Here is a 19151-nt window from a genome sequence, read left to right on the forward strand (position 1 = left end):
GGCCGCCACCCGACACCTCCTCGCAGGGGAGGTCGGCGGCTCCAAGAGTCGACGGGTGGGGGCGAACGGGGCGTGGCGACCCTATTTCGCCCCCTCCGGTCCGCTTCGCGGCCCACCTCCCCTGCGGGGAGGTTTCGGCGCGCCGACTCTTTTCCTTCCCTGTAGGGGAAGGTGTCGCCGCGCGAAGCGCGGTGACGGATGGGGCGCGCGGGACGCGCGTTCGGCGAAGCCGAATTCGACGGGCGAGATGGACGCAACCGGGCTTCCGCTTCGCGGAACGCGTCGCTCGCGCGCCGCGCCCCATCCGTCTCGGCTTCGCCGAGCCACCTTCCCCTACAGGGAAGGAAAGGAAGGGCCATGCAAGTCGCCCCTCCCTCCACGCAGGACCACGAGGGAGAGAGGAACTCGCGCTGCGTTTTCCCCGTCAGCCCGCGAGCGCGTGGGCGATGTCCTTCGTCGCCTCATAGAGGCGCTTGAACAAAAGGAAGCCGGCTTCGTATTCCGGGCGCGGCGTCGGCTCGACGGTGCGCGAGACCGGGTTCCACGCCGCGATGTCCGCGCGCTTCGCCCGGCCGGTCGCGACCGCGGCGAGGAAGGCGTCGCCGTAGCTCGCGCCGATCGTCTCGCGGCAGAGCCGCTGGGCGAGGCCGGACATGTCGGAGGTCGCCTCCAGCCAGATCCGGTTCTTGACCCCGCCGCCCACCGCGAGGACCCGGCGGGGCGCCGCGCCGACGTCCCGGTAGGTCTCGATCACGTGGGCCGTCGCGTAGGCGATGCCCTCCAGCAGCGCCCGGTAGAGGTCGCCGCGGGAATGGGTGAGGTCGAGCCCGAAGAAGGTGCCGCGCGCGTACGGGTCGTGCAGCGGCGTGCGCTCGCCGGAGAAATAGGGCAGCGCGAGGAGCCCGTTCGCGCCCGGCGGCGAGGCCTCGGCCTCGGCCGCGAGCGTCGCGAAGGCCTCCTCGCGGGGCAATTCGCGGGCGAAGCGGTCGCGGAACCAGTGCGTCAGCGTGCCGGACGTCGCGAGCCCCGCCATCGAGGCGTGCTCGCCGGGAAAGAGCCAGGGCGCGTACCACAGCCGCGGATCGCGCACCCGCTCCGAGGCGAGCGCGATGACGAAGACCGTCGACCCGTACATCAGCATCATGTCGCCGGGATCGCGCACGCCGACGCTGATCGCTTCCGCGGCGGCGTCGATCGTGCCGACGGTCACGGGCATGCCCGCCTTCAACCCGGTCTCCTGCGCCGCCGCGGCGGTGATCGCGCCCGCGATGTCCGTCGACCAGGCGAGGCGCGGCAGCTTGTCGAGCGGGAGGATGTCGTCGGCGAGATCGGCGACCCAGTCCCGCCGCGCGACGTCGTAGAGGGGCGCGAAATTCGCCGCCGTGTAATGGTCGATCACCGCCTCGCCGGTCAGGCGCTCGACGACGAAGGAGGTCGAGGTGTGCACCCGCGCCGTCCGGGCGTAGAGATCCGGGCGCTTGTTCTTCAGCCACAGGATCTTGGGCCCGACGGATTGCGAGGTCAGCGCGTTGCCGCAGCGCTCGAGGATCGTGTCCGCCCCGATCCGCGCATCGAGCGCGGCGATCTCCGCCGCGGCCCGGCCGTCGACGCCGTAGAGCACGCCGTTCATCAAGGGTGCGCCGTCCGCGTCGACCGGGAGCATGCAGGGCCCGATGGCGCTCACCGCCATCGCCGCGATCGCGCCCGGGTCGACCCGCGTGTCGGCCAGGATCGCCCGGCAGACGTGGACGACGTCGCCCCACCAGTCCTCCAGCGGGCGATGCTCCGCCCAGCCCGGACGCGGCACGAGCATCTCGTGCCCGCGCGCCGCCTGGCCGACGACCCGCCCCTCGGCGTCGACCAGGACGCCCTTGGTCTCGTAGGTGCCGATGTCGATGCCGAGCGTATAGGTCATGACGCCGCCTCGTCGCGGGAGAGGGAGAAGCCGGGGCCGATGCGCCCGAGCGCCGTGACCAGCAGCCGAGCGAGGGCGGCGAGATCGCCGACGTCGCAGCACTCGAGCGCGGAGTGCGAGTAGCGCATCGGGAAGCCGAGATCGAGCGCGGCGACGCCGGCGCCCACGAGCTGGACGTAGGAGAGGTCGGTCAGCACGCCGACCTGGGCGCTGCGCTGGAGCGGCAGGCCCGCCTCCTCCGCCGCGTCTTCCGCGAGGCGCACGAGGGCGGGATGGGGGATGACGCCGTTGAGCGTGCCGCGGCCGTGGAAGGAGTAGAGGCTCATCCCCGGCCCGCCGCCGAGCCGCATCTCGCCGCGATCGGCCATGTCGGGCGTGTCGGTCGCGAGCATCAGGTCGATCTGGACGGCGATGTCCGGAGCGAGCGCCTGCGCCGCCACCACCGCCCCGCGCAGGTTGAACTCCTCCTGCACCGAGAAGACGAGGTGCACCGTCGGGCCGCTGCCCGCGGCGCGGGCTGCCAGCGCCCGCGCGACCTCGATCAGCGTCGCGCAGCCGGCGCGGTCGTCGACGCTGGTGCCGGCGATCCGGTCGCCGGCGAGGGGGAGCGCCTGCGGGCGGTAGACCACCGGCGTGCCGATGCGCACGCCAGCCTCCTCCACCGCGGCCTTGGAGCCGTGGCCGGTGTCGATGACGAGATCGGGCGCGCGCACGACGGCGTATTTCTCCTCCGGCGCGGTGGCGTGGTGGGCCTTGTTGGCGATCAGCCCCGGCACGTCCCGTCCCTCGCCGACGCAGAGCGTCACCGCCTGCGCGGCGAGCGCGCGCTCGGGCACGCCGCCCATCCGCTCGACCCGGACGAGCCCATCCGCCTCGATCCTGCGCACGACGAAGCCGAGCTGGTCCATGTGCGCGAACAGCATCACCGAGGGCGCGGCCGGGTCGCCGGGGAGCGTGGCGATCAGGTTGCCGAGCCGGTCGGAACGGCTCTCGACGCCGATCTCGCCGAGCTTGCCCGCGATGGCGCGTCGGACCCGGTCCTCGTGCCCGGAGAGGCCCGGTATCGGCATCAGGGCGAGGAGGTCCTCTCGGATGCGCGCGATCGCGGCCCGGTCGGCCATCACGCGCCCTCGCGCGCGGCGCGGGCGAGCGCCATGAAGTCCGCCGCGCGCTCGCGGTCGACCGGCTTCCAGGTGTCGCCGCCGACCTTCAGGGCCGAGCCGACGACGCAGCCGTCGGCGACGCGCAGCACGTCGCCCACCGTCTCGTGCTTGACGCCGGTATTGGCGAGGACCGGCGTCGTCGGCAGGACGGCCTTCACCGCCTCGAGATCGGAGAGCGCCGCCGCCTCCCCGGTGATGTGGCCGGAGACCAGCACCGCGTCGGGGATGGAGGAGAATACGGCGCTGCGGGCCCGGTCGGGAAGGGTCCGGCGGTCGAGGCTGTCGGCGAATTCGGCCGAGACGTTGTAGAGCATGGCGAGATCGCGCCGGCCGAGCCGGTTGCGCGCGCGCATCGCCGCGCCGGCGTCGGGCGCCCACACGCCCATGTCGGAGGCGTAGGTCCCGGTGAAGATCTCGCGCACGAAGGCCGCGCCCGTCGCCGCCGCGAGGGCGACGGTGCTCTGCGGGTCCCAGAGCACGTTCACGCCGAAGGGGATGCGGACCTCGTCGCGCAGGCGACCGATCACGAAGGCCATGGTCGCGGTGGAGGCGACGTCGACCTTCAGCTCGTAGGGCCGGTCGTTCTCGTTGCCGAACATCACCGCGTCGAAGCCCGCGTCCTGCAAGGCGTGCAGATCGGCGCGGGCCGCCTCGACGACGGCGTCCACCCCCGCCGCCTCGTCGTAGAGCGGCGCACCGGGCAGGGCGCCGAGATGGACCATGCCGATCACCGGCTTGCCGTCGCCGAAGACGCGCTGGAACAACGACATCGTTCCTCCCTTCCGGTGCTCTGCGGCTCCCGTTTCGGTGAAGCTTATCGAGGTTTCGGCTGCGTGGGGAGACGATTTCGCCTAACCTCGCCTGCACGGTAAGGAAGACGTCGGGCCTGCTCGACGGTGTCATCCCCGGCCGGAGGTCGCGAAGCGACCGTAGTAGAAGGGGACCCAGCGCGACTCGTTCGCACCGAAGGTGCCTCCGTCGCGGCGGCCAGCCGCCTGGTCGGCGGCATGCGGAGCGCCTGCGGCGCTGCGTTTCGCGCTGGGTCGCCTTCCCCTCCGCGCCTGACGGCGCTTCGGCCGGTGATGACAGCCGGCGCGCCGGCTTCCTTCCGAAAGAAAGCACAGGAGGAGACGAGCATGGACCAGCGTACGCGCCATTGGGACCGCCGGGGCGACGGCGGCCTGACCTTCACCGAGCTCGGCATGGGCACCGCGCCTCTGGGGAACCTCTATCGGGCGATCTCGGAGGAGGAGGCGCAAGGAGTGCTCGAGCGCGCCTGGGAGGCGGGCGTGCGCTATTACGACACCGCGCCGCTCTACGGCTTCGGCCTCTCCGAGACGCGGCTCGGGCACTTCCTGCGCGGCAAGAAGCGGGATTCCTACGTGCTCTCCACCAAGATCGGCCGCCTGCTCGCGGCGGCGACGCCGCAGACGCGCGACGGCATCGGCAAATGGTTCGACGTGCCGAGCCGCAAGGAGATCTACGACTACGGCTACGACGGGGTGATGCGCTCGCTCGAGTTCTCGCTCGAGCGGCTCGGCGTCGACCGGGTGGACGTCCTCTTCGCCCACGATCTCGACCGCTTCAATCACGGCTCCCAGGCGGCGCTCGACGCGAAGATCGACGAGCTGATGGGTGCGAACGGGGGCTACAAGGCCCTCCTGAAGCTGCGCGAGGAGGGTGTCATCAAGGCCTTCGGCGCGGGCGTCAACGAGTGGGAGACCTGCCAGACGCTCACCGAGCGTGGCGACATGGACCTCTTCCTGCTGGCGGGGCGCTACACCCTGCTGGAGCAGGAGGCGCTGGTGAGCTTCCTCCCGCTCGCCGAGAGCCGCGGGATCGGCATAGTGATCGGCGGGCCCTACAATTCGGGCATCCTCGCGACCGGGCCGCGGGAGGGGGCGTACTACAATTACGACCCGGCGCCGCCGGAAATCCTGGAGCGGGTGGTGAAGATCGAGGCCGTCTGCCGGCGCCACGGCGTGCGCCTCGTCGACGCCGCCTTCCAGTTCCCGCTGCGCCATCCCGCGGTCGTCTCGGTGATCCCCGGCGGGCAGGGCGTGTCGGAGATGGAGGCGAACATCCTCGCCGCGCAGGCCGCCGTGCCGGAGGCCCTCTTCGCCGATTTGAAGGCGGAAGGCCTGATGCGCGCCGACGCGCCGATCGCCTGAGCGGGAGGGAACCATGGTCATGATCGACGCGCACCAGCACTATTGGAATCCCGCCCGCGGCGACTACGACTGGATGCCGCTCGACAACGAGACCTTGGCGCGGCCCTACGGCCCCGGCGACCTCGCGCCGGCGCTCGCGCGCCACGACATCGCCGGCACGGTGCTCGTCCAGGCCGCGGCCACGGTGGAGGAGACCGCGTACATGCTCGGGATCGCCGACGCGACGGATCACGTGAAGGCCGTCGTCGGCTGGGTCGATTTCGAGCGGCCGGAGCACCGCGCCGTGCTGGAGCGCCTCGCGCGGCATCCGAAGTTCCGCGGCGTGCGGCCGATGATCCAGGACATTCCGGACGACGACTGGATGCTGCGCGCGGACGTGCAATGGGGTTTCGAGGCCGTGCGCGACCTCGACCTCGCCTTCGACGCGCTCGGCTTCCCGCGCCATCTCGCCAACTTCCTGACGATCCTCACCCACTACCCGGACATGCGGGTCGTCGTCGACCATTGCATGAAGCCGCAGATCCGCGACCATTCGGACGCGAATTTCCGCGTCTGGGCCGAGGGGATGCGCCGGATCGCCCAGGAGACGCAGGCCTACTGCAAGCTCTCGGCGCTCGTCACCGAGGCGGACCCGGGCTGGACGGTCGAGGACCTGCGCCCCTATGCCGAGCACGTGCTCGACGTGTTCGGGCCGGGCCGGGTGATGTGGGGCTCGGACTGGCCGGTCTGCCGGCTGCGCGCCGAATACGACGACTGGCGCGCGGCGGCGGAGGCGCTCACCGCCGGGCTCGACGACGCAGACCGGGCGCGGGTGTTCGGCGGCACGGCGGTGACGTTCTACCGGCTCGACGTCTGAGCGGGCGGGCGCGCCCGCGCAGCGAGGCGTCGACCCTGTCGGGACCGGCAGAGGAGAGCCGCGCGCGTGCGCGAAGCGAAACCCGGGAGTCCGTGCGAAGCCCGGCTTTTGCGTCTGGACAGTGCGAAATCGCGGTGCAAGGCTTCTCTCAAGCGGGCGAGACCACAGCCCGCGCAGATCTGTAGAGGGAGGACTTCGTCATGCTCAATTCTTGGTCGCGACGTAGCGTCATCGGCGCGGTCGCAGCGCTCGCGCTGGCGACGACGAGCGGCGCCGCTCCGGCGCAGGACGTCACGCTGCGCCTGTCCTCGCCGGCGACGCCGACGGACCAGCGCGCGGTGGCGCTCACGGAGGTCTTCGCCCCGGCGATCGCCGAGTTCGCCACCTTCGAGCCGCACTGGAACGCGAGCCTGTTCCGCCAGGGCACCGAGCTCGAGGCGATCGCCCGCGGAAACCTCGAGATGTCGATCACCTCGGCCCAGGAGCTGGCCGAGTTCTTCCCCGAGTTCTCGGTCTTCTCCGCCGGCTACCTGCACCGCGACGCGGCGCATCAGGTCGCGGTCTTCAACGACCCGCTGATGGACCCCTTCAAGCAGAAGGTCGAGGACGAGCTCGGCGTGAAGCTGCTCACCGTGATGTATCTCGGCCGGCGCCATCTCAACCTGCGTCCCGAGACGGAGGTGATGACGCCCGAGGATCTGGACGGCGTGAAGCTGCGCATGCCGGGCAGCGAGGCCTGGCAGTTCCTCGGCCGCGCGCTCGGCGCGAACCCGCTGCCGCTGCCCTTCACCGAGGTCTACACGGCGCTGCAGACGGGCGCCATCGACGGCCAGGACAACCCGTTGCCGACGAACAAGGATTCGAAGTTCTACGAGGTCACGAGCCAGATCGTGCTCACCTCCCACCTCGTCGACCTGAACTATCTCGCCATGTCGAAGGCGGTCTGGGACGAGCTCACTCCCGAGCAGCAGCAGGCCGTGCAGGCGGCCGCCGACGCCGCCGCCGAGAGCGCGCGCCAGAAGCAGCTCGCCCTCGAGGACGAGCTCGCCGCCTTCTTCCGCGACCAGGGGCTGAAGGTCTACGAGCCGAACGTCCAGGCCTTCCGCGAGCGCGTGCAGGCGGCCTATCTCTCTTCGGAATACGCGGACGCGTGGCCGGAGGGCATCGTCGACGCGATCAACGCCGTCGAGTGAGCGCGAGGTCGTGCGGGCGCTCCTGACGTGGGGACGGGCCGGCGCGGACGCGGTGGCGGCGGGCATGCTCGCCGTCATGTTCGCGACCTTCGTCCTGCAGATCGCCGCACGCTACGTCTTCGGCTGGCCGCTCGGCTGGACCGTCGAGGTCTGCCTGACCCTGTGGCTGTGGCTGGTGTTCTGGACCTGCGCCTTCTGCCTCGGCCCGCGCGACCACGTCACCTTCGATCTCCTCGCCGCGAGCGTGCGCCCGCGGCTGCAGCGGGCCTTCGCGCTGGTCACCGCCGGCGCGATCGTCGTCGCCCTCGCGGCGGCGCTGCCGGCGACCTGGGACTACGTCGAGTTCTACCGGATCAAGCGCAGCCCGGTCCTGCGCATCCGGCTGAACTGGGTGTTCTCGATCTATCTCGTCTTCGCCGTCGTGATCGTCCTGCGCTATCTCTGGGAGGGCGTCCGGCTGCTGCGCGCCGAGCCCGACGCCGCGCCGGGCGGGGAGGAGGCGCGGTGAGCCTCGCCTTCCTGCTCTGCCTCCTCGTCCTGTTCGGTCTCGCCGCGATGGGCGCGCCGATCGGCTACGCGCTCCTCGTCGCGGCGATCGCCTATCTCGGCGCCAGCGGGCAGGACCTGGCGCTCGCCGCCGAGCAGCTGATCCAGGGGCTCTACGACAGCTTCGTTCTGCTCGCCGTGCCGCTCTTCATCGTGGCGGCGAACATCATGAACGCCGGCACGGTCAGCGACCGGCTGCTCAAGTTCTGCGTCGCCGTCGTCGGACGGTTCCGCGGCGGGCTCGGGCACGTCAACATCGCCGCCTCGCTGATCTTCTCCGGCATGTCCGGCTCCGCCGTCGCGGACGCCGCCGGCATCGGCAAGATCATCATCGAGATGATGGTGAAGACCGGCTCCTACACCCGCGGCTACGCGGCGGCGATCACCGCGGCGTCCGCCACGATCGGGCCGGTGATCCCCCCCTCGATCCCGATGGTGATCTACGCCCTCGTCTCCGGGCAGTCGATCGGCTACCTCTTCCTCGCGGGGATCGGGCCGGGGCTCCTGATGGCGCTCTCCCTCGCGGTCCTCAACGCCGGCCTCGCGCGCCGCCGCGGCTTCGCGACCGAGGAGCCGGTGCCGCTCGCGCGGATGCCGCAGGTGACGGCGCGGGCCTTCCCCGCGCTCATGATGCCGGTCATCCTGCTCACCGGAATCTACGGCGGCGTGACGACGCCGACCGAGGCGGCGGCGGTCGCGGCGCTCTATGCGCTGCTGCTGGCGAGCCTCGTCTACCGGGCGCTGACGGCGGGCGGGCTCTTCACCATCTTCGCGCACTCCGCCCGCCAGGCCGCGACGGTGGGCATCGTCATCGGCGGCGCGCTGATCTTCAACTACATCGTCGCCACCGAGAACATCCCGCGCAGCCTCGGCGCGCTGATCGAGGGCACGGAGCTCTCGCCGCTCGTCTTCCTGCTGCTCGTCAACCTGCTGCTGCTGCTGCTCGGCTGCGTGCTCGACGCCACCACGATCATCCTCGTGATCGTGCCGCTGTTCCTGCCGGCCTGCGCCGCGCTCGGCATCGACCTCGTCCATTTCGGCGTGGTGGCCATCGTCAACTGCATGATCGGCCTGATCACGCCGCCCTACGGCATCCTGCTCTTCGTCATCAACGCCGTGACGGGGATCCCGCTGAGAGAGATCATCGGCGAGATCCTCCCCTTCTTCCTCGCGCTCCTCGTCGCGCTCGGGATCCTGATCCTGTTCCCGGACCTGACGCTCTGGCTGCCGCGGCAATTCGGGTATCAGGGATGAGCGGCTCCCCGCTCCTCGTCGGGCTGATCGGCGCCGGCATCGGCCTCTCCCGCACGCCCGCCATGCACGAGGGCGAGGCGCGCCGGCTGGGGCTCCCCCTCTCCTACCGGCTGATCGACACCGACCGGCTGCCGCGGGGCGAGGCCGACCTCGCCACGCTCCTGCGCGCGGCGGAGCTGATGGGCTTTCGCGGCGTCAACGTCACCTTCCCGTTCAAGATCGCCGCCCTCGCTCACGTCGACGCCCTCTCCGAGGACGCGCGCCGGGTCGGGGCGCTGAACACGATCGTGCTGCGCGAGGGCCGTCGCGTCGGCGACAACACCGACCTGTGGGGCTTTGGCGCGAGCCTCGCCGAGGGCCTCGCCGACGCCGACCTCTCGTGCGTCCTCGTGATCGGCGCCGGGGGGGCCGGCACGGCCGTGGCGCACGCGCTGGTCGATCGCGGCGCGCGCGCCCTCGTCCTCGCCGAGCCGGAGCGCGCCCGCGCCGAGGCGCTTCGCGACCGGCTCGCGGCGAACCATCCGGAGGTCCCGGTGACCCTCGTCGCCGATGCGCAAGCGGGATTGCGCGAGGGCGTGACCGGTCTCGTCAACGCCTCGCCCGTCGGCATGGCGAAGACGCCGGGATCGCCGGTCCCGGCCGCGCTGCTGCGGCCGGATCTCTTCGTCGCCGACGTCGTCTACTTCCCGCTCGAGACGCGCCTCCTCGCGGATGCGCGGGCCGCCGGCTGCCGGACGCTCTCGGGCGCCGGCATGGCCGTGCATCAGGCCGCACGCGCCTTCGCGCTCTTCACCGGGCGCGACGCGGACCCGGCGCGCCTGCGCGAGACGTTCGAGGCCTTCGACAGCGTGCCAGGAGGCGCACCCGCATGACCAGCACCCGCCCCGATTTCGGCGTCTTCGCCGCCATGGCGACCCCGTTCGACGAGGCGGGCGCCGTCGACCACGCCCGTGCGGCCGACCACGCCGTGCGTCTTCTCGCGGAGGGCTGCGACGGTCTCGCGCTGTTCGGCACGACGGGCGAAGGCGCCTCGCTCGGCGAGCGCGAACGAGGCGCGCTCCACGACGCGCTGCTCGCGGCCGGCGCGCCCGCGGAGCGCATCGTCGTCGCCCTCGTCGCGCCGGCGCTGGAGACGGCGATCGCCCAGGCCGAGGCGGCGCTCGAGCGCGGCGCGAACCGGCTCCTCGCGACGCCGCCCTTCTATTTCAAGGGCGTCTCGGACGAGGCGCTCTACGCCTGGCACGCGCGCCTGATCGAGGCCGTCGGCGGACGGGGCGCGCGGCTCGTCCTCTATCACATCCCCGCCGTCACGGGCGTGCCGCTCTCGCGCGCGCTCGTGCGGCGGCTGAAACGCGCCTTCGGCGAGGCGATCCTCGGCGTCAAGGACAGCGACGGGGAGATCGCCTACGCCGAGGCGCTGTGCGCGGACGGCGATCTCGCCGTCCTCGTCGGCGACGAGCGCCTGCTCGCGCGGGCGGCGCGCGCCGGCGCGGCCGGGACGATCAGCGGCCTCGCGAACGTCGTTCCGGGCCGGCTCGGGGCGATGCTGCGCACCGGCGCGGACGATGCGGAGCTCGTCGCCCTGGTCGAGGCCGTCACGGATCTCCCGGTCGTGCCCGCGGTGAAGGCGCTCGTGGCGGAGCGGCGCGCCGACGACGGATGGCGCCGCGCGCGACCGCCGCTCGAGGGGCTCGCGCCCGAGGCGGCGCGCCGTCTCGCGGCGCATGCGCGGCCGCTCCTCGGGGCGGACAGGGGCCGGTGAGCCCGGCCGGCGCTCACCATTCCAGCCGCGCCGCGCCCATCCGCTTGAGGAAGACCTCCGTCATCATCGCCGTCACGATCGAGGTCATGATCAGGACGATGAAGAAGTCCTGCCCGATCAGCCCGTTCATGAAGAAGATCGAGCCGAGGACGATGCCCGGCCCGCCGCGGGTGTTCATCGCCATGGCGTAGCAGAGCGCGGAGCGCGTGTGGAGGCCCGCCGGCGCGACCGCGACGAGCACGCTGACGAACTTGATCGCGGAGGACAGCGTCAGGAACACGGCGAAGAGGAGCACGTCGAAGCGCAGCTGCGTCGTCAGCGACAGCCCGACGAGCACGAAGTAGAGCGTCCCCATCTGGCTCACCACCCCGGCGCTGAAGCGGCGCGCGAGCAGCCAGCGCCAGCCGCGATCGCCGAAATACATGCCCGCGAACAGGCCGGTGAGCATCGCGCCGATGTCGAGCGCCGCGCCGGCCGCGGCGAGCGCGGCGACGCCGGGCAGGAGCCAGGCCTCCGCGCGCGGCGGTCGCCCCTGGCGCAGCCGGAACAGGATCGCGAACAGCCCGATGAAGAGGGCGAGCTGCGTCAGCCGGATCGCGATCTGCGACGTCCAGCCGTCCGAGACGGTGGCGAGCCCGATGAAGACGGTGGTGGCGACGTAGACGAAGACGTCGCCGATGCAGCTCGCCATCAGCACGTTCCGGCAGATGCCGGTCCGCAGCATGCCCAGCGACTGGAAGATCTTGGTGAGGAACGGCAGCGAGGTGACGAAGGTGCACAGCGCGACGATCAGCGTCGCCCGGAACGGGTCGCCGGCGCCGATGTCGAGCGCGGCCCCGATGTCCGGCTGCAGGAACAGCGGCCCGAACACGGCGAAGGAGGCGACGAAGGCGATCCCGGTCCCGGCGACCAGCCGCAGGATCATGTCCGCGTCGCGCCCCTGCGTGGTCTCGAAGGGGATCTGCGCGCCGGCGCTGAACATCAGCAGCGCCAGCGCGACCGTGGTCACCGGATCCGTCAGCTCCCGGGCGAAGACCGGCCCCTCGCCGGGCGCGACGAGGCCCGGCAGCTGCAGCGCGCCGAGCGCGACGCCGCCGAGCGCCACGCCGAGCACGTACCCGCAGACGATGGCCGTGACGATGACCTGCAGGCCCAGCCGGCGATGGACGACCTCCACCGCGACGAGGGCCGCGAGCATCGCGGCGGCGAACACGACCGTCGTGCCCATGGCGTTCACCTCCAGGATCGACGACTTCACCGGGCCGGTTTTCCCCGGCCGCGGGCGTTCAGTCCGACATGACGGCCCCGATCTCCGCGAGCAGGGCGTCGACGTAGGGCGCGGCGCCGACGACGAAGCGGCGGTCCTCGCCACCGCGCGAGAAGCGGGCCACCTTTCCGCCGAGCGCGGGGACGAGCGCGCGCGCGGCGGAGAGGTCGGTGAACTCGCCGTCGTAGGAGACCATGCCGCCGAACTTGCCGGTGAGGACCTTCATCGTCTCGATCACCGGCGACCAGGTCGCCATCAGGCGCTTGGCGTTGGCCTCGACCCGATCGCGCACGCGGCGCGCCGTGGGGTCGTCGCCCACGGCGTAGCCCTGCGTCCACCCGATCGTGGCCGAGCGCAGCGGCTTCTCGGGGCTGAGCGCCGGCAGCGGCGCGCCGTTCAGGAACACCGGGCCGTGGCGGGTGCCGTGGACGGTCTCCTCGCGATGGGCGTCGTGCAGGATCGCCGCCACCGGCTCGCCGCGGAAGCACAGGCTCACGATCATGCCGAACAGGGGAATGCCGGAGACGTAGTTGTGCGTGCCGTCCAGCGGATCGACGATCCAGCTCCAGTCCGAGGCGCCGTCGAGAACCCCGGCCTCCTCCGAGTGGATGTGGTGCGTCGGCGCGAGGGCGCGGATGCCCGCGATGATGATCGTCTCGCAGGCGAGGTCGACGTCGGTGACGATGTCGCCGTGCGCCTTGTCGTCGAGCCGCAGGTCGGAGTCGAACCGCGCCTTGGCGAGGGCTCCGGCCTCGCACACGGTCGCGATCAGGCTCTCCACGTGCCGCCGGGCCTCGGCGTCGGGATAGGCGTGGGTGGCTTCGTCGAACATGATCTACCCCCGATCGAACCGATTGACGGCGGCGCCGGCCTCGGCGAGCGCCGCATGCGATCTCTGGTGGCGCCAGAGCAGCACGATGGCGACGGCGAGGATCGCGACCGGCACGTGGAAGAAGGCCGACATGCTCTGCGCCATCAGGAGGGCGCCGAGCCCGGCTCCGACCGCGATGCCGGCGTGCAGAACGGAGTTGCTCAGCGTGAGCATCAGGTCGCTGATGTCGCCCGACGTCTTGGCGATCTGCGCCTGGAGCGGGGGCGTGCTCATCCAGGACGCGAGGCCCCAGGCCGCCATCGTCAGGAGCACGCCGGGGAAGCTCTGCGTCAGGAACGGCGCGGCGAGGAGGATCGCGGCGTGCGCCGAGAAGGCCAGGGTGATCGTGCGCAGCTCGCCGAGACGGTCCGAGACCATGCCTCCGAGCTGCGCGCCCGCGACGCAGCAGCATCCGAACAGCACCATGGCGATCGTGAGCTCCACGGCCGAGTAGCCCAGCGATTCGCGCAGGATGCTCGGCAGGAACGTGAACGGCACCGCGTAGGCCAGCATCCAGAGGAACATGCTCGCCTGCGCGATCATGTGGCTCGCCGGCAGCGCCCGGATCGCGGCCGTGCGCATCGGGGCATGCTCCGCCTTCGCGCGCGCCGCGGCGGGCCAGGCGAACCAGAGCGCGAGGGTGACCAGGACGGCGGCGGCGGCGATCAGCTCCATCGACAGCCGCCAGCCGCCGAAATCGGAGATGAGGATCGTCAGCGGCACGCCGCCGACCAGCGATCCGCCGAACCCGGCGGCGATGTAGCCGAGAACCCGCCCGCGATTCTGCGGCGGCACGAGACGCACCGCCACGCTCATCGTGGTGCCGGCGAACGCAGCGGAGGCGGCGGCCAGGGCCATGCGCCAGGACGACATCGCCACCACGTCGTCGGTCATGGCGGAGGCGAGGCTCGTCACGGCGATGACGGCCATGAGGGAGGCGAGCATCACGCGCGGCGACAGCCCGCGCACCAGGACGAGGACGGCGGGCCCGACGATCGCGAAGGAGAGCGAGTAGAGGGAGATGACGACGCCGAGATCCGTGGACGACACGCCGTAGCTCGCCGCGATGTCGGGGAGGATGCCGACGATCGACATCTCGGCCCAGCCGACGATGAAGATGCCGACGAAGAGGATGTGGACGACGAGGGGATAACCTCGTGCGGCATCGGCCTCTCGTGCGGCGTGCTGGGTCGTGTCCGTCATGGGTCCTCCCGGTTCTCTCGAATGCGGTCAGTAGGTCAGGAGCGCCGGGGGGACGTGGTCGCGCCGCCCGATCTCGACGCTGATCTCGGTCCCCTCCCGCCGGAGCGTCGTCACGCTGCAATTGGGGACCTTCACGGCCAGGTCCGGCCTGCCGAGCACGGCGCGCAGCAGGCACTTGATGAAGCCGTTGTGCGTGACCGCCACCACGTCCCGCCCGGCGCCGACATGCTCGTCCTCCAGCCGCTTGAGCGCGTCCTCGACGGCGCGACGGTAGGCGAGGTAGCGGGCCGAGGGCGGGCAGGACGGCGTCGACCCGTCCTCCGACCCGATGTGGAAATCCGCCTCGCGCAACGGCTCCCAGATCTCCGCCGGCGGCAGGACCGCGCCGCCGAGATAATCCGCCGTCTGGCGCGCGCGGCGCAGAGGGCTCGACAGAACCACGGCGCCCGCGGCGCGCCCCGCCCCGAGCCCGCCGACGAGCAGGCGGGACTGGTCGTGCCCGAGCGAGGTGAGCTCCGCGTCGAGAGAGCGGTCCTCGCCCGTCTGCCAGCGCGACTGCCCGTGCCGAATCAGGGTGATCGTGGCCACCATGCGCCGCCTCACCCCGCGCCGGCCGGCGCGGAGGCCGGACGCGGACGCAGCCGCAGCAGGATCGCGACGGGCCCGCGCCGCAGCTCGAGCACGTAGCGGCGCTCGAGCCGGCTGTAGCGCACCGAGGCCTCGTAGACGTCCTCCCCCGCGATCGGGCGCGGGGCGAGAGCCTCGAGGCGGGAGCGCAGTCCCTCTGGGTCGTACGGCAGCGCGAAAAGCATTCCGGTGGTCTCGCCATCGCCGAGCCCGACGAGCACGCTCACGCGCGTCACCGGGAAGGACCGGGCGAGCCGATCGACGTCCGCCAGCGTCGCCTGCGGCGGGACGATCGGAGCCGCCCGGTCTCTGGTCGGCCACAACCGCACTACCACATCCCGAGCGCCTTTGCAGCCCTCTGATACTTGATCATCTTCGTGACGCGGGTGTCGAACCGCTTCACCAGGCTGCCCGTGAGGTGGTCGATCAACTCGGCGACGCGGGGATCGCGGGCGACCTCGTCGGAGATCCGCGGGTAGATCGCGATCTCGACCTCGATGACCGGCACGTATTCGGGATTCCCGAAGCCCTCGCGCAGGCTGCGCACCTGGGCGCGGTCGATGCTGCAGCGCAGGCAGTCCCGCTCGTCGAGCCAGACGTAGAAGGTGTAGCGCAGGTCGTCGAGCAGCAGCGCCGGCCGCAGCGAGAGCGGCGAGATGCCGGTCTCCCGCTCCAGGTGGCGGCCCGGATGGTCGATGTCCGTGCGCGCCATCAGCGCCTGGACGATGCTCACCGCCTTGGCCCCGGAGGGGTCCTGCTGGATCGTGCGCTTCTCGTCGCCGTCGAAGACGTGGCGATTGTCCCGACGCACCCCGAACTCGTCCTCGATCCCCTTGAAGGCGCAGAAGGCGTGGGTGATCTTGTTGCAGGACGTGCGCAGCAGGGCGCCGGTCGGCAGGATCGCCATGTCCTCGGTGTCGTAGTAGATCGCCGTGTTGAGCGGCGGGTTCTCCCGCGCGTCCGGCTTCTCGGCGATCTGGGCGCCGCGAACGGCGCGGCCCACCGCCGCCTTCTCGTCGTCGAGCCAGGCGTAGTAGGCCTCGTTGCTCACGTGATCCATCTCGATCTTGCGCGCGAGCTGGAGGAAGACCGTGCTCTGCCCGGTCTTCTCGTAGATCTTCCCGTCGGGGACCTTGGTGATCATCACATGCCTCGCGCGTGGGTCAGGCCACGGCCGTCTGCGGCCGGGCGCGCGCGGCCTCGACGGAGGCGGCGCGGTTCTCGATCTGGGACCGAAGGAAGCCGAGACGCTCGGCGACGCCCTCGGGCGAGAAGAAGACGTTGCGCACCCGCACGTCGGTCGTCGGGAAGACGGAGTTGAACACGGTCGAGTGGTTGCGCAGGCGCGGGCTGCGCAGCACCAGCGTCGCCACCGCCTGCGTGTCGGGCAGGCAGATCCGATGGATGGAATCGAAGTGCAGGTAGTAGGCGCTGTCCCGCTCGGTCTGCTGGAACTCGCGCACCTTCAGCCGGACGTCGCCGAGATAGGTGTAGAAGTTCTCCACGTCCTTGTCCTCGGGGCAGTAGGAGAAGGACCGGTAGACGCGCGTGTCCTCGTCCTCCTCCTCGGCCCGCTCGAAGACCTCGCTGCGGATGTCGCCGCACAGGACCTTGGACCAGAAGCTGAAGCGATGATCGTGGATCAGCTCGTCGTCGATCTCCTGCTCACTGTAGGGAGGCCTCCAGAGATGCAGCGTCAGCCGGGCGTGGTCCGGATGACCGTCGTCGAAAAGGACGATCTTGTCGAAGTGATTCACGTGCCGGTAGGAGCGAGACGCGACGGACGCGAGGGTTTCCTCGTTCGAGACGATCTCGTCGATCAGGTCGCAGAAGAATTCGGGGCTGCCGACGCGGTCGACGAACGCGGTGTTCTCTTTCGGATTCGCATTGGCAGGGAAGTCCAGCGCGACGATTTCTTCAGCGATTTTTTGCATCAGCATGAGCGCGAACTTCAGTACGCGAACTGTTATCACAGGATGTCGTTACATGCAAGCCTGAATCGTCTTTGCGATCGATTGCCGGCTCTAATCCTGATTGATCGTTCACTTCCTTTGCGAAACGCCATAAAGGGATGCGCAACGAAGGGTCGGCCCGCGCCGATGGGCGCGGCGCCTCGCCAGAAAGGAGCCCGCGATGAAGCTCGTCGTCCTCAGCGATCTGCACGTCACCCCTGAATGGCGTGAATTGTCCGGCATCCCGTCGTCATGGCGCCTGGAGCGCGCCGTGGAGACCGTGAACGCCGACTACGCCGACGCCGACCTGGTGATCGTCAACGGCGACATCACGCATCACGGGAGCGAGGCCGGCTACCGGCTCGCCAAGGCCTCGCTCGATCGGCTCGCCCGCCCGCTCTGGCTCGGCCTCGGCAACCACGATCGGCGACACACCTTCGCGACGGTCTTCGGCTCCGATCATCTGACCGAGGGCTTCGCCCAGCGCGCCGCCCGCATCGGCGAGTACGGCGTCGTGATGCTGGACACCAACGGCGGGGGAGACGAGCCGGACAGCCCCAAGGTCGACGTCGGCCGCCTGTGCCCGCGCCGGCTCGACTGGTTCGGGCGCCAGCTCGCGGCGTTCTCGGACCGGCCCGTCGTGGTGGTGCTGCACCACACGGTCGTGCCGCTCGAGATGAGCGTCGATGCGACCGCCCTGGCCGAGAGGGAGGCCTTCCTGGACGCCATCGCGGCCCATGGCGACGTGCGGCTCGTCCTGAGCGGGCACGTGCACCTCGACAGCACCGCCTGGCGCGGGGGCACGGCTTTCGTCACCCTGTCGGGCAACGATTTCACGACGACGGCCGTGCACGGCCGCACGCACGACCGGCGCGAGAAACGCACGCCGGGCGAAGGCGCGTTCGCCGTGATCCTCGGGCGCCGCGATCACCTCACGACGCATTTCGTGCGCTACGCCTGAGCACGGCCGCCCGCCGCGGCCGCTCGCCCGCGGGGACGGCTCACGAGGCGTCGCGCAGATAGGCGACGATGTCGCGCGCCGTCTCGACGTCGACGCCCATGTCCGGCATGGCGCTGCCCGGCGCGATCTCCTGGGGCGCGACGATCCAGCGGATCGCGTTCTCCGGCGTGTTCGGCAGCGAGCCGGCGACGTAGCGCCGCTCGGCGAAGCCGACGAGCGTCGGCCCCACCCGCTGGTCGCCGCCGACCACGTCCGGCGCGACGTGGCAGGTGACGCAGCCGTGGAGGCGCAGCGCGAGACGCCCGCGCTCCCGGTCCGCGCCGACGAGCGCCGGCGGGACCTCGCGAAACCGGGTGTCCGCCTCCTGGCACGCGGCGAGGCCGACCAGCGCGACGAGAAGGGCGGAGGCGCGCATCACGTTCCGCCTCCCCGGGCCGGCGAGCCCGACCGCGCCGCCTCGCCCTGCGCGTCCGACCTCGCGACCAGCGCCGCGTAGGCCGCGGGGGAGAGCGTCGGGAGCGTCTCGACGAAGGCCGTCACCGCCCACATCTCGTCCGGCGTCAGCTTGAAGCGGAAGGACGGCATGCCTGCCATGGCGATTCCGTTGTCGACGACCCAGAAGACTTCCTCCGGCGTCCATTCCCGCGCCGTCTGCACGAGCGGCGGCGGCGGCGGGTTCATGCCCGTGGCGAAGGGTGCGGGCGCGACGCCGGGCGCGCCGTGGCATTGCAGGCACCAGCCCTCGTAGACGGCGAGGCCGGCGCGAATGCGCGCTTCCTCGTCGAGCCGGGCCGGCGCGACGACCTGGTCGGCGCTCTCCTCGACGGCGCGGCGCACCATGACCTCGACGAGATCGTAGACGATGCGCGAGTGCTGCGTCGTCGCGCCGATCGGGTAGACGCCCGACCAGAGGAAGGCGGCGGCGCCGATCGCGCCGAGGACGACGAAGGCGGCGATGCCGAGAAGCGCGTTTCTCATCCGCCCTCCCCGGCCGCGTAGAGATAGGACGCGATCGCCGCCGCCGTCTCGGGCGGGACGCCGAGGTCGGGCATGGCGGTGCCCGGGTTGATCGCCTGCGGAGCGGCGATCCAGGCCGCCAGGTTCGGCAACGTGTTCGGCAGCTTTCCCGCCACGTAGGCCTGACGCGGCAGATGCGTGAGCGGCGGGCCCACGCGCCCGTCCGCCTGTCCGATGCCGGGGATCGCGTGGCACGACCCGCAGCCGTAGAGCCGGATCGCCGCACGCCCGGCCTCGACGCCGTCCGCGCCGGGCGCAGGCAGGCGCGTGTCCTCGCAGGCCGCGAGGCCCATGGCGACGAACGGCGCCAGAAGCGCTGGGACAGGGACGATCCGGCCGAGCATGGGGACGCAACGCGCGAGGCGTCCGCCGGGGTCCGCCTCGCCGCGCCTG

21 protein-coding genes are annotated in these 19151 nt (G+C 71.4%); 8 read left to right on the forward strand and 13 right to left on the reverse strand.

Annotation, left to right across the window (positions count from 1 at the left end):
• Window positions 1-424: 424 nt before the first annotated feature.
• From ABL310_RS20920 to ABL310_RS20930, 3 genes are read right to left on the reverse strand one after another with little or no spacing between them, the layout of a single operon-like run.
• Window positions 425-1915, reverse strand: a complete 1491-nt coding sequence (locus tag ABL310_RS20920; protein WP_349368929.1) for an FGGY-family carbohydrate kinase — start codon at window positions 1913-1915, stop codon at window positions 425-427.
• Entirely contained in the window at window positions 1912-3036 is a 1125-nt protein-coding gene (locus tag ABL310_RS20925) for a M20/M25/M40 family metallo-hydrolase (protein ID WP_349368930.1), read from the reverse strand. Before ABL310_RS20925 ends, ABL310_RS20920 begins: the two co-directional genes overlap by 4 nt.
• Complete coding sequence (locus ABL310_RS20930) at window positions 3036-3848, reverse strand: BtpA/SgcQ family protein (protein WP_349368931.1); 813 nt, start codon at window positions 3846-3848, stop codon at window positions 3036-3038. The genes ABL310_RS20925 and ABL310_RS20930 overlap by 1 nt, the downstream gene beginning before the upstream one ends.
• Before the next feature lie 366 nt (window positions 3849-4214).
• On the opposite strand from ABL310_RS20930, the gene ABL310_RS20935 reads away from it, so the two are divergent.
• The 7 genes from ABL310_RS20935 to ABL310_RS20965 all read left to right on the forward strand — a co-directional run bounded on the left by ABL310_RS20935 (window position 4215) and on the right by ABL310_RS20965 (window position 10860).
• Window positions 4215-5249 (forward strand): aldo/keto reductase, encoded by a 1035-nt coding sequence (locus ABL310_RS20935; protein WP_349368932.1) that lies wholly within the window; start codon window positions 4215-4217, stop codon window positions 5247-5249.
• Window positions 5250-5262: 13 nt separating this feature from the next.
• Window positions 5263-6105, forward strand: coding sequence for an amidohydrolase family protein (locus ABL310_RS20940; protein ID WP_349368933.1), 843 nt, complete (start codon window positions 5263-5265; stop codon window positions 6103-6105).
• A gap of 200 nt (window positions 6106-6305) precedes the next feature.
• Window positions 6306-7298, forward strand: a complete 993-nt coding sequence (gene dctP, locus ABL310_RS20945) for a TRAP transporter substrate-binding protein DctP (RefSeq protein WP_349368934.1) — start codon at window positions 6306-6308, stop codon at window positions 7296-7298.
• Between the two features lie 10 nt (window positions 7299-7308).
• On the forward strand, window positions 7309-7806 hold the full coding sequence (locus ABL310_RS20950) for a TRAP transporter small permease subunit (protein WP_349368935.1): 498 nt from the start codon (window positions 7309-7311) through the stop codon (window positions 7804-7806).
• Window positions 7803-9098, forward strand: a complete 1296-nt coding sequence (locus ABL310_RS20955; protein ID WP_349368936.1) for a TRAP transporter large permease — start codon at window positions 7803-7805, stop codon at window positions 9096-9098. The genes ABL310_RS20950 and ABL310_RS20955 overlap by 4 nt, the downstream gene beginning before the upstream one ends.
• Entirely contained in the window at window positions 9095-9970 is an 876-nt protein-coding gene (locus tag ABL310_RS20960; RefSeq protein ID WP_349368937.1) for a shikimate dehydrogenase, read from the forward strand. Before ABL310_RS20955 ends, ABL310_RS20960 begins: the two co-directional genes overlap by 4 nt.
• On the forward strand, window positions 9967-10860 hold the full coding sequence (locus tag ABL310_RS20965; RefSeq protein WP_349368938.1) for a dihydrodipicolinate synthase family protein: 894 nt from the start codon (window positions 9967-9969) through the stop codon (window positions 10858-10860). Before ABL310_RS20960 ends, ABL310_RS20965 begins: the two co-directional genes overlap by 4 nt.
• A gap of 13 nt (window positions 10861-10873) precedes the next feature.
• Here ABL310_RS20965 and ABL310_RS20970 read toward each other — a convergent pair whose 3' ends face one another.
• The 7 genes from ABL310_RS20970 to ABL310_RS21000 are packed head-to-tail and all read right to left on the reverse strand — an operon-like array spanning window position 10874 to window position 16768.
• Window positions 10874-12118, reverse strand: coding sequence for a cation:proton antiporter (locus ABL310_RS20970; protein WP_349368939.1), 1245 nt, complete (start codon window positions 12116-12118; stop codon window positions 10874-10876).
• A gap of 28 nt (window positions 12119-12146) precedes the next feature.
• The gene (locus ABL310_RS20975; protein WP_349368940.1) at window positions 12147-12959 is read right to left on the reverse strand and encodes an inositol monophosphatase; all 813 of its coding nucleotides are present in this window, start codon (window positions 12957-12959) and stop codon (window positions 12147-12149) included.
• A gap of 3 nt (window positions 12960-12962) precedes the next feature.
• Window positions 12963-14201: an MFS transporter gene (locus tag ABL310_RS20980; RefSeq protein WP_349368941.1), complete on the reverse strand. Its 1239-nt coding sequence runs from the start codon at window positions 14199-14201 to the stop codon at window positions 12963-12965.
• A 27-nt stretch (window positions 14202-14228) separates the two neighbouring features.
• Window positions 14229-14792 carry a histidine phosphatase family protein gene (locus ABL310_RS20985; RefSeq protein WP_349368942.1) on the reverse strand — a complete coding sequence of 188 codons (564 nt, stop codon included), beginning with the start codon at window positions 14790-14792 and terminating at the stop codon, window positions 14229-14231.
• Window positions 14793-14800: 8 nt separating this feature from the next.
• Window positions 14801-15151 (reverse strand): hypothetical protein, encoded by a 351-nt coding sequence (locus tag ABL310_RS20990; RefSeq protein ID WP_349368943.1) that lies wholly within the window; start codon window positions 15149-15151, stop codon window positions 14801-14803.
• A 5-nt stretch (window positions 15152-15156) separates the two neighbouring features.
• Complete coding sequence (locus ABL310_RS20995) at window positions 15157-15972, reverse strand: hypothetical protein (RefSeq protein WP_349368944.1); 816 nt, start codon at window positions 15970-15972, stop codon at window positions 15157-15159.
• 19 nt (window positions 15973-15991) lie between these two features.
• The gene (locus tag ABL310_RS21000; protein WP_349368945.1) at window positions 15992-16768 is read right to left on the reverse strand and encodes a hypothetical protein; all 777 of its coding nucleotides are present in this window, start codon (window positions 16766-16768) and stop codon (window positions 15992-15994) included.
• A 193-nt stretch (window positions 16769-16961) separates the two neighbouring features.
• Here ABL310_RS21000 and ABL310_RS21005 point away from each other — a divergent pair, with 193 nt between their 5' ends.
• On the forward strand, window positions 16962-17741 hold the full coding sequence (locus ABL310_RS21005; RefSeq protein WP_349368946.1) for a metallophosphoesterase: 780 nt from the start codon (window positions 16962-16964) through the stop codon (window positions 17739-17741).
• Window positions 17742-17781: 40 nt separating this feature from the next.
• Here the strand turns inward: ABL310_RS21005 and ABL310_RS21010 are convergent, their stop codons facing one another.
• The 3 genes from ABL310_RS21010 to ABL310_RS21020 are packed head-to-tail and all read right to left on the reverse strand — an operon-like array spanning window position 17782 to window position 19102.
• Window positions 17782-18156, reverse strand: a complete 375-nt coding sequence (locus ABL310_RS21010; protein WP_349368947.1) for a c-type cytochrome — start codon at window positions 18154-18156, stop codon at window positions 17782-17784.
• Window positions 18156-18719 carry a cytochrome c gene (locus ABL310_RS21015; RefSeq protein WP_349368948.1) on the reverse strand — a complete coding sequence of 188 codons (564 nt, stop codon included), beginning with the start codon at window positions 18717-18719 and terminating at the stop codon, window positions 18156-18158. Before ABL310_RS21015 ends, ABL310_RS21010 begins: the two co-directional genes overlap by 1 nt.
• Window positions 18716-19102, reverse strand: a complete 387-nt coding sequence (locus ABL310_RS21020) for a c-type cytochrome (RefSeq protein ID WP_349368949.1) — start codon at window positions 19100-19102, stop codon at window positions 18716-18718. Before ABL310_RS21020 ends, ABL310_RS21015 begins: the two co-directional genes overlap by 4 nt.
• Window positions 19103-19151 lie beyond the last annotated feature (49 nt).

Origin of the sequence: Salinarimonas sp. (assembly GCF_040111675.1) — a bacterium.
Lineage (GTDB): Bacteria > Pseudomonadota > Alphaproteobacteria > Rhizobiales > Beijerinckiaceae > Salinarimonas.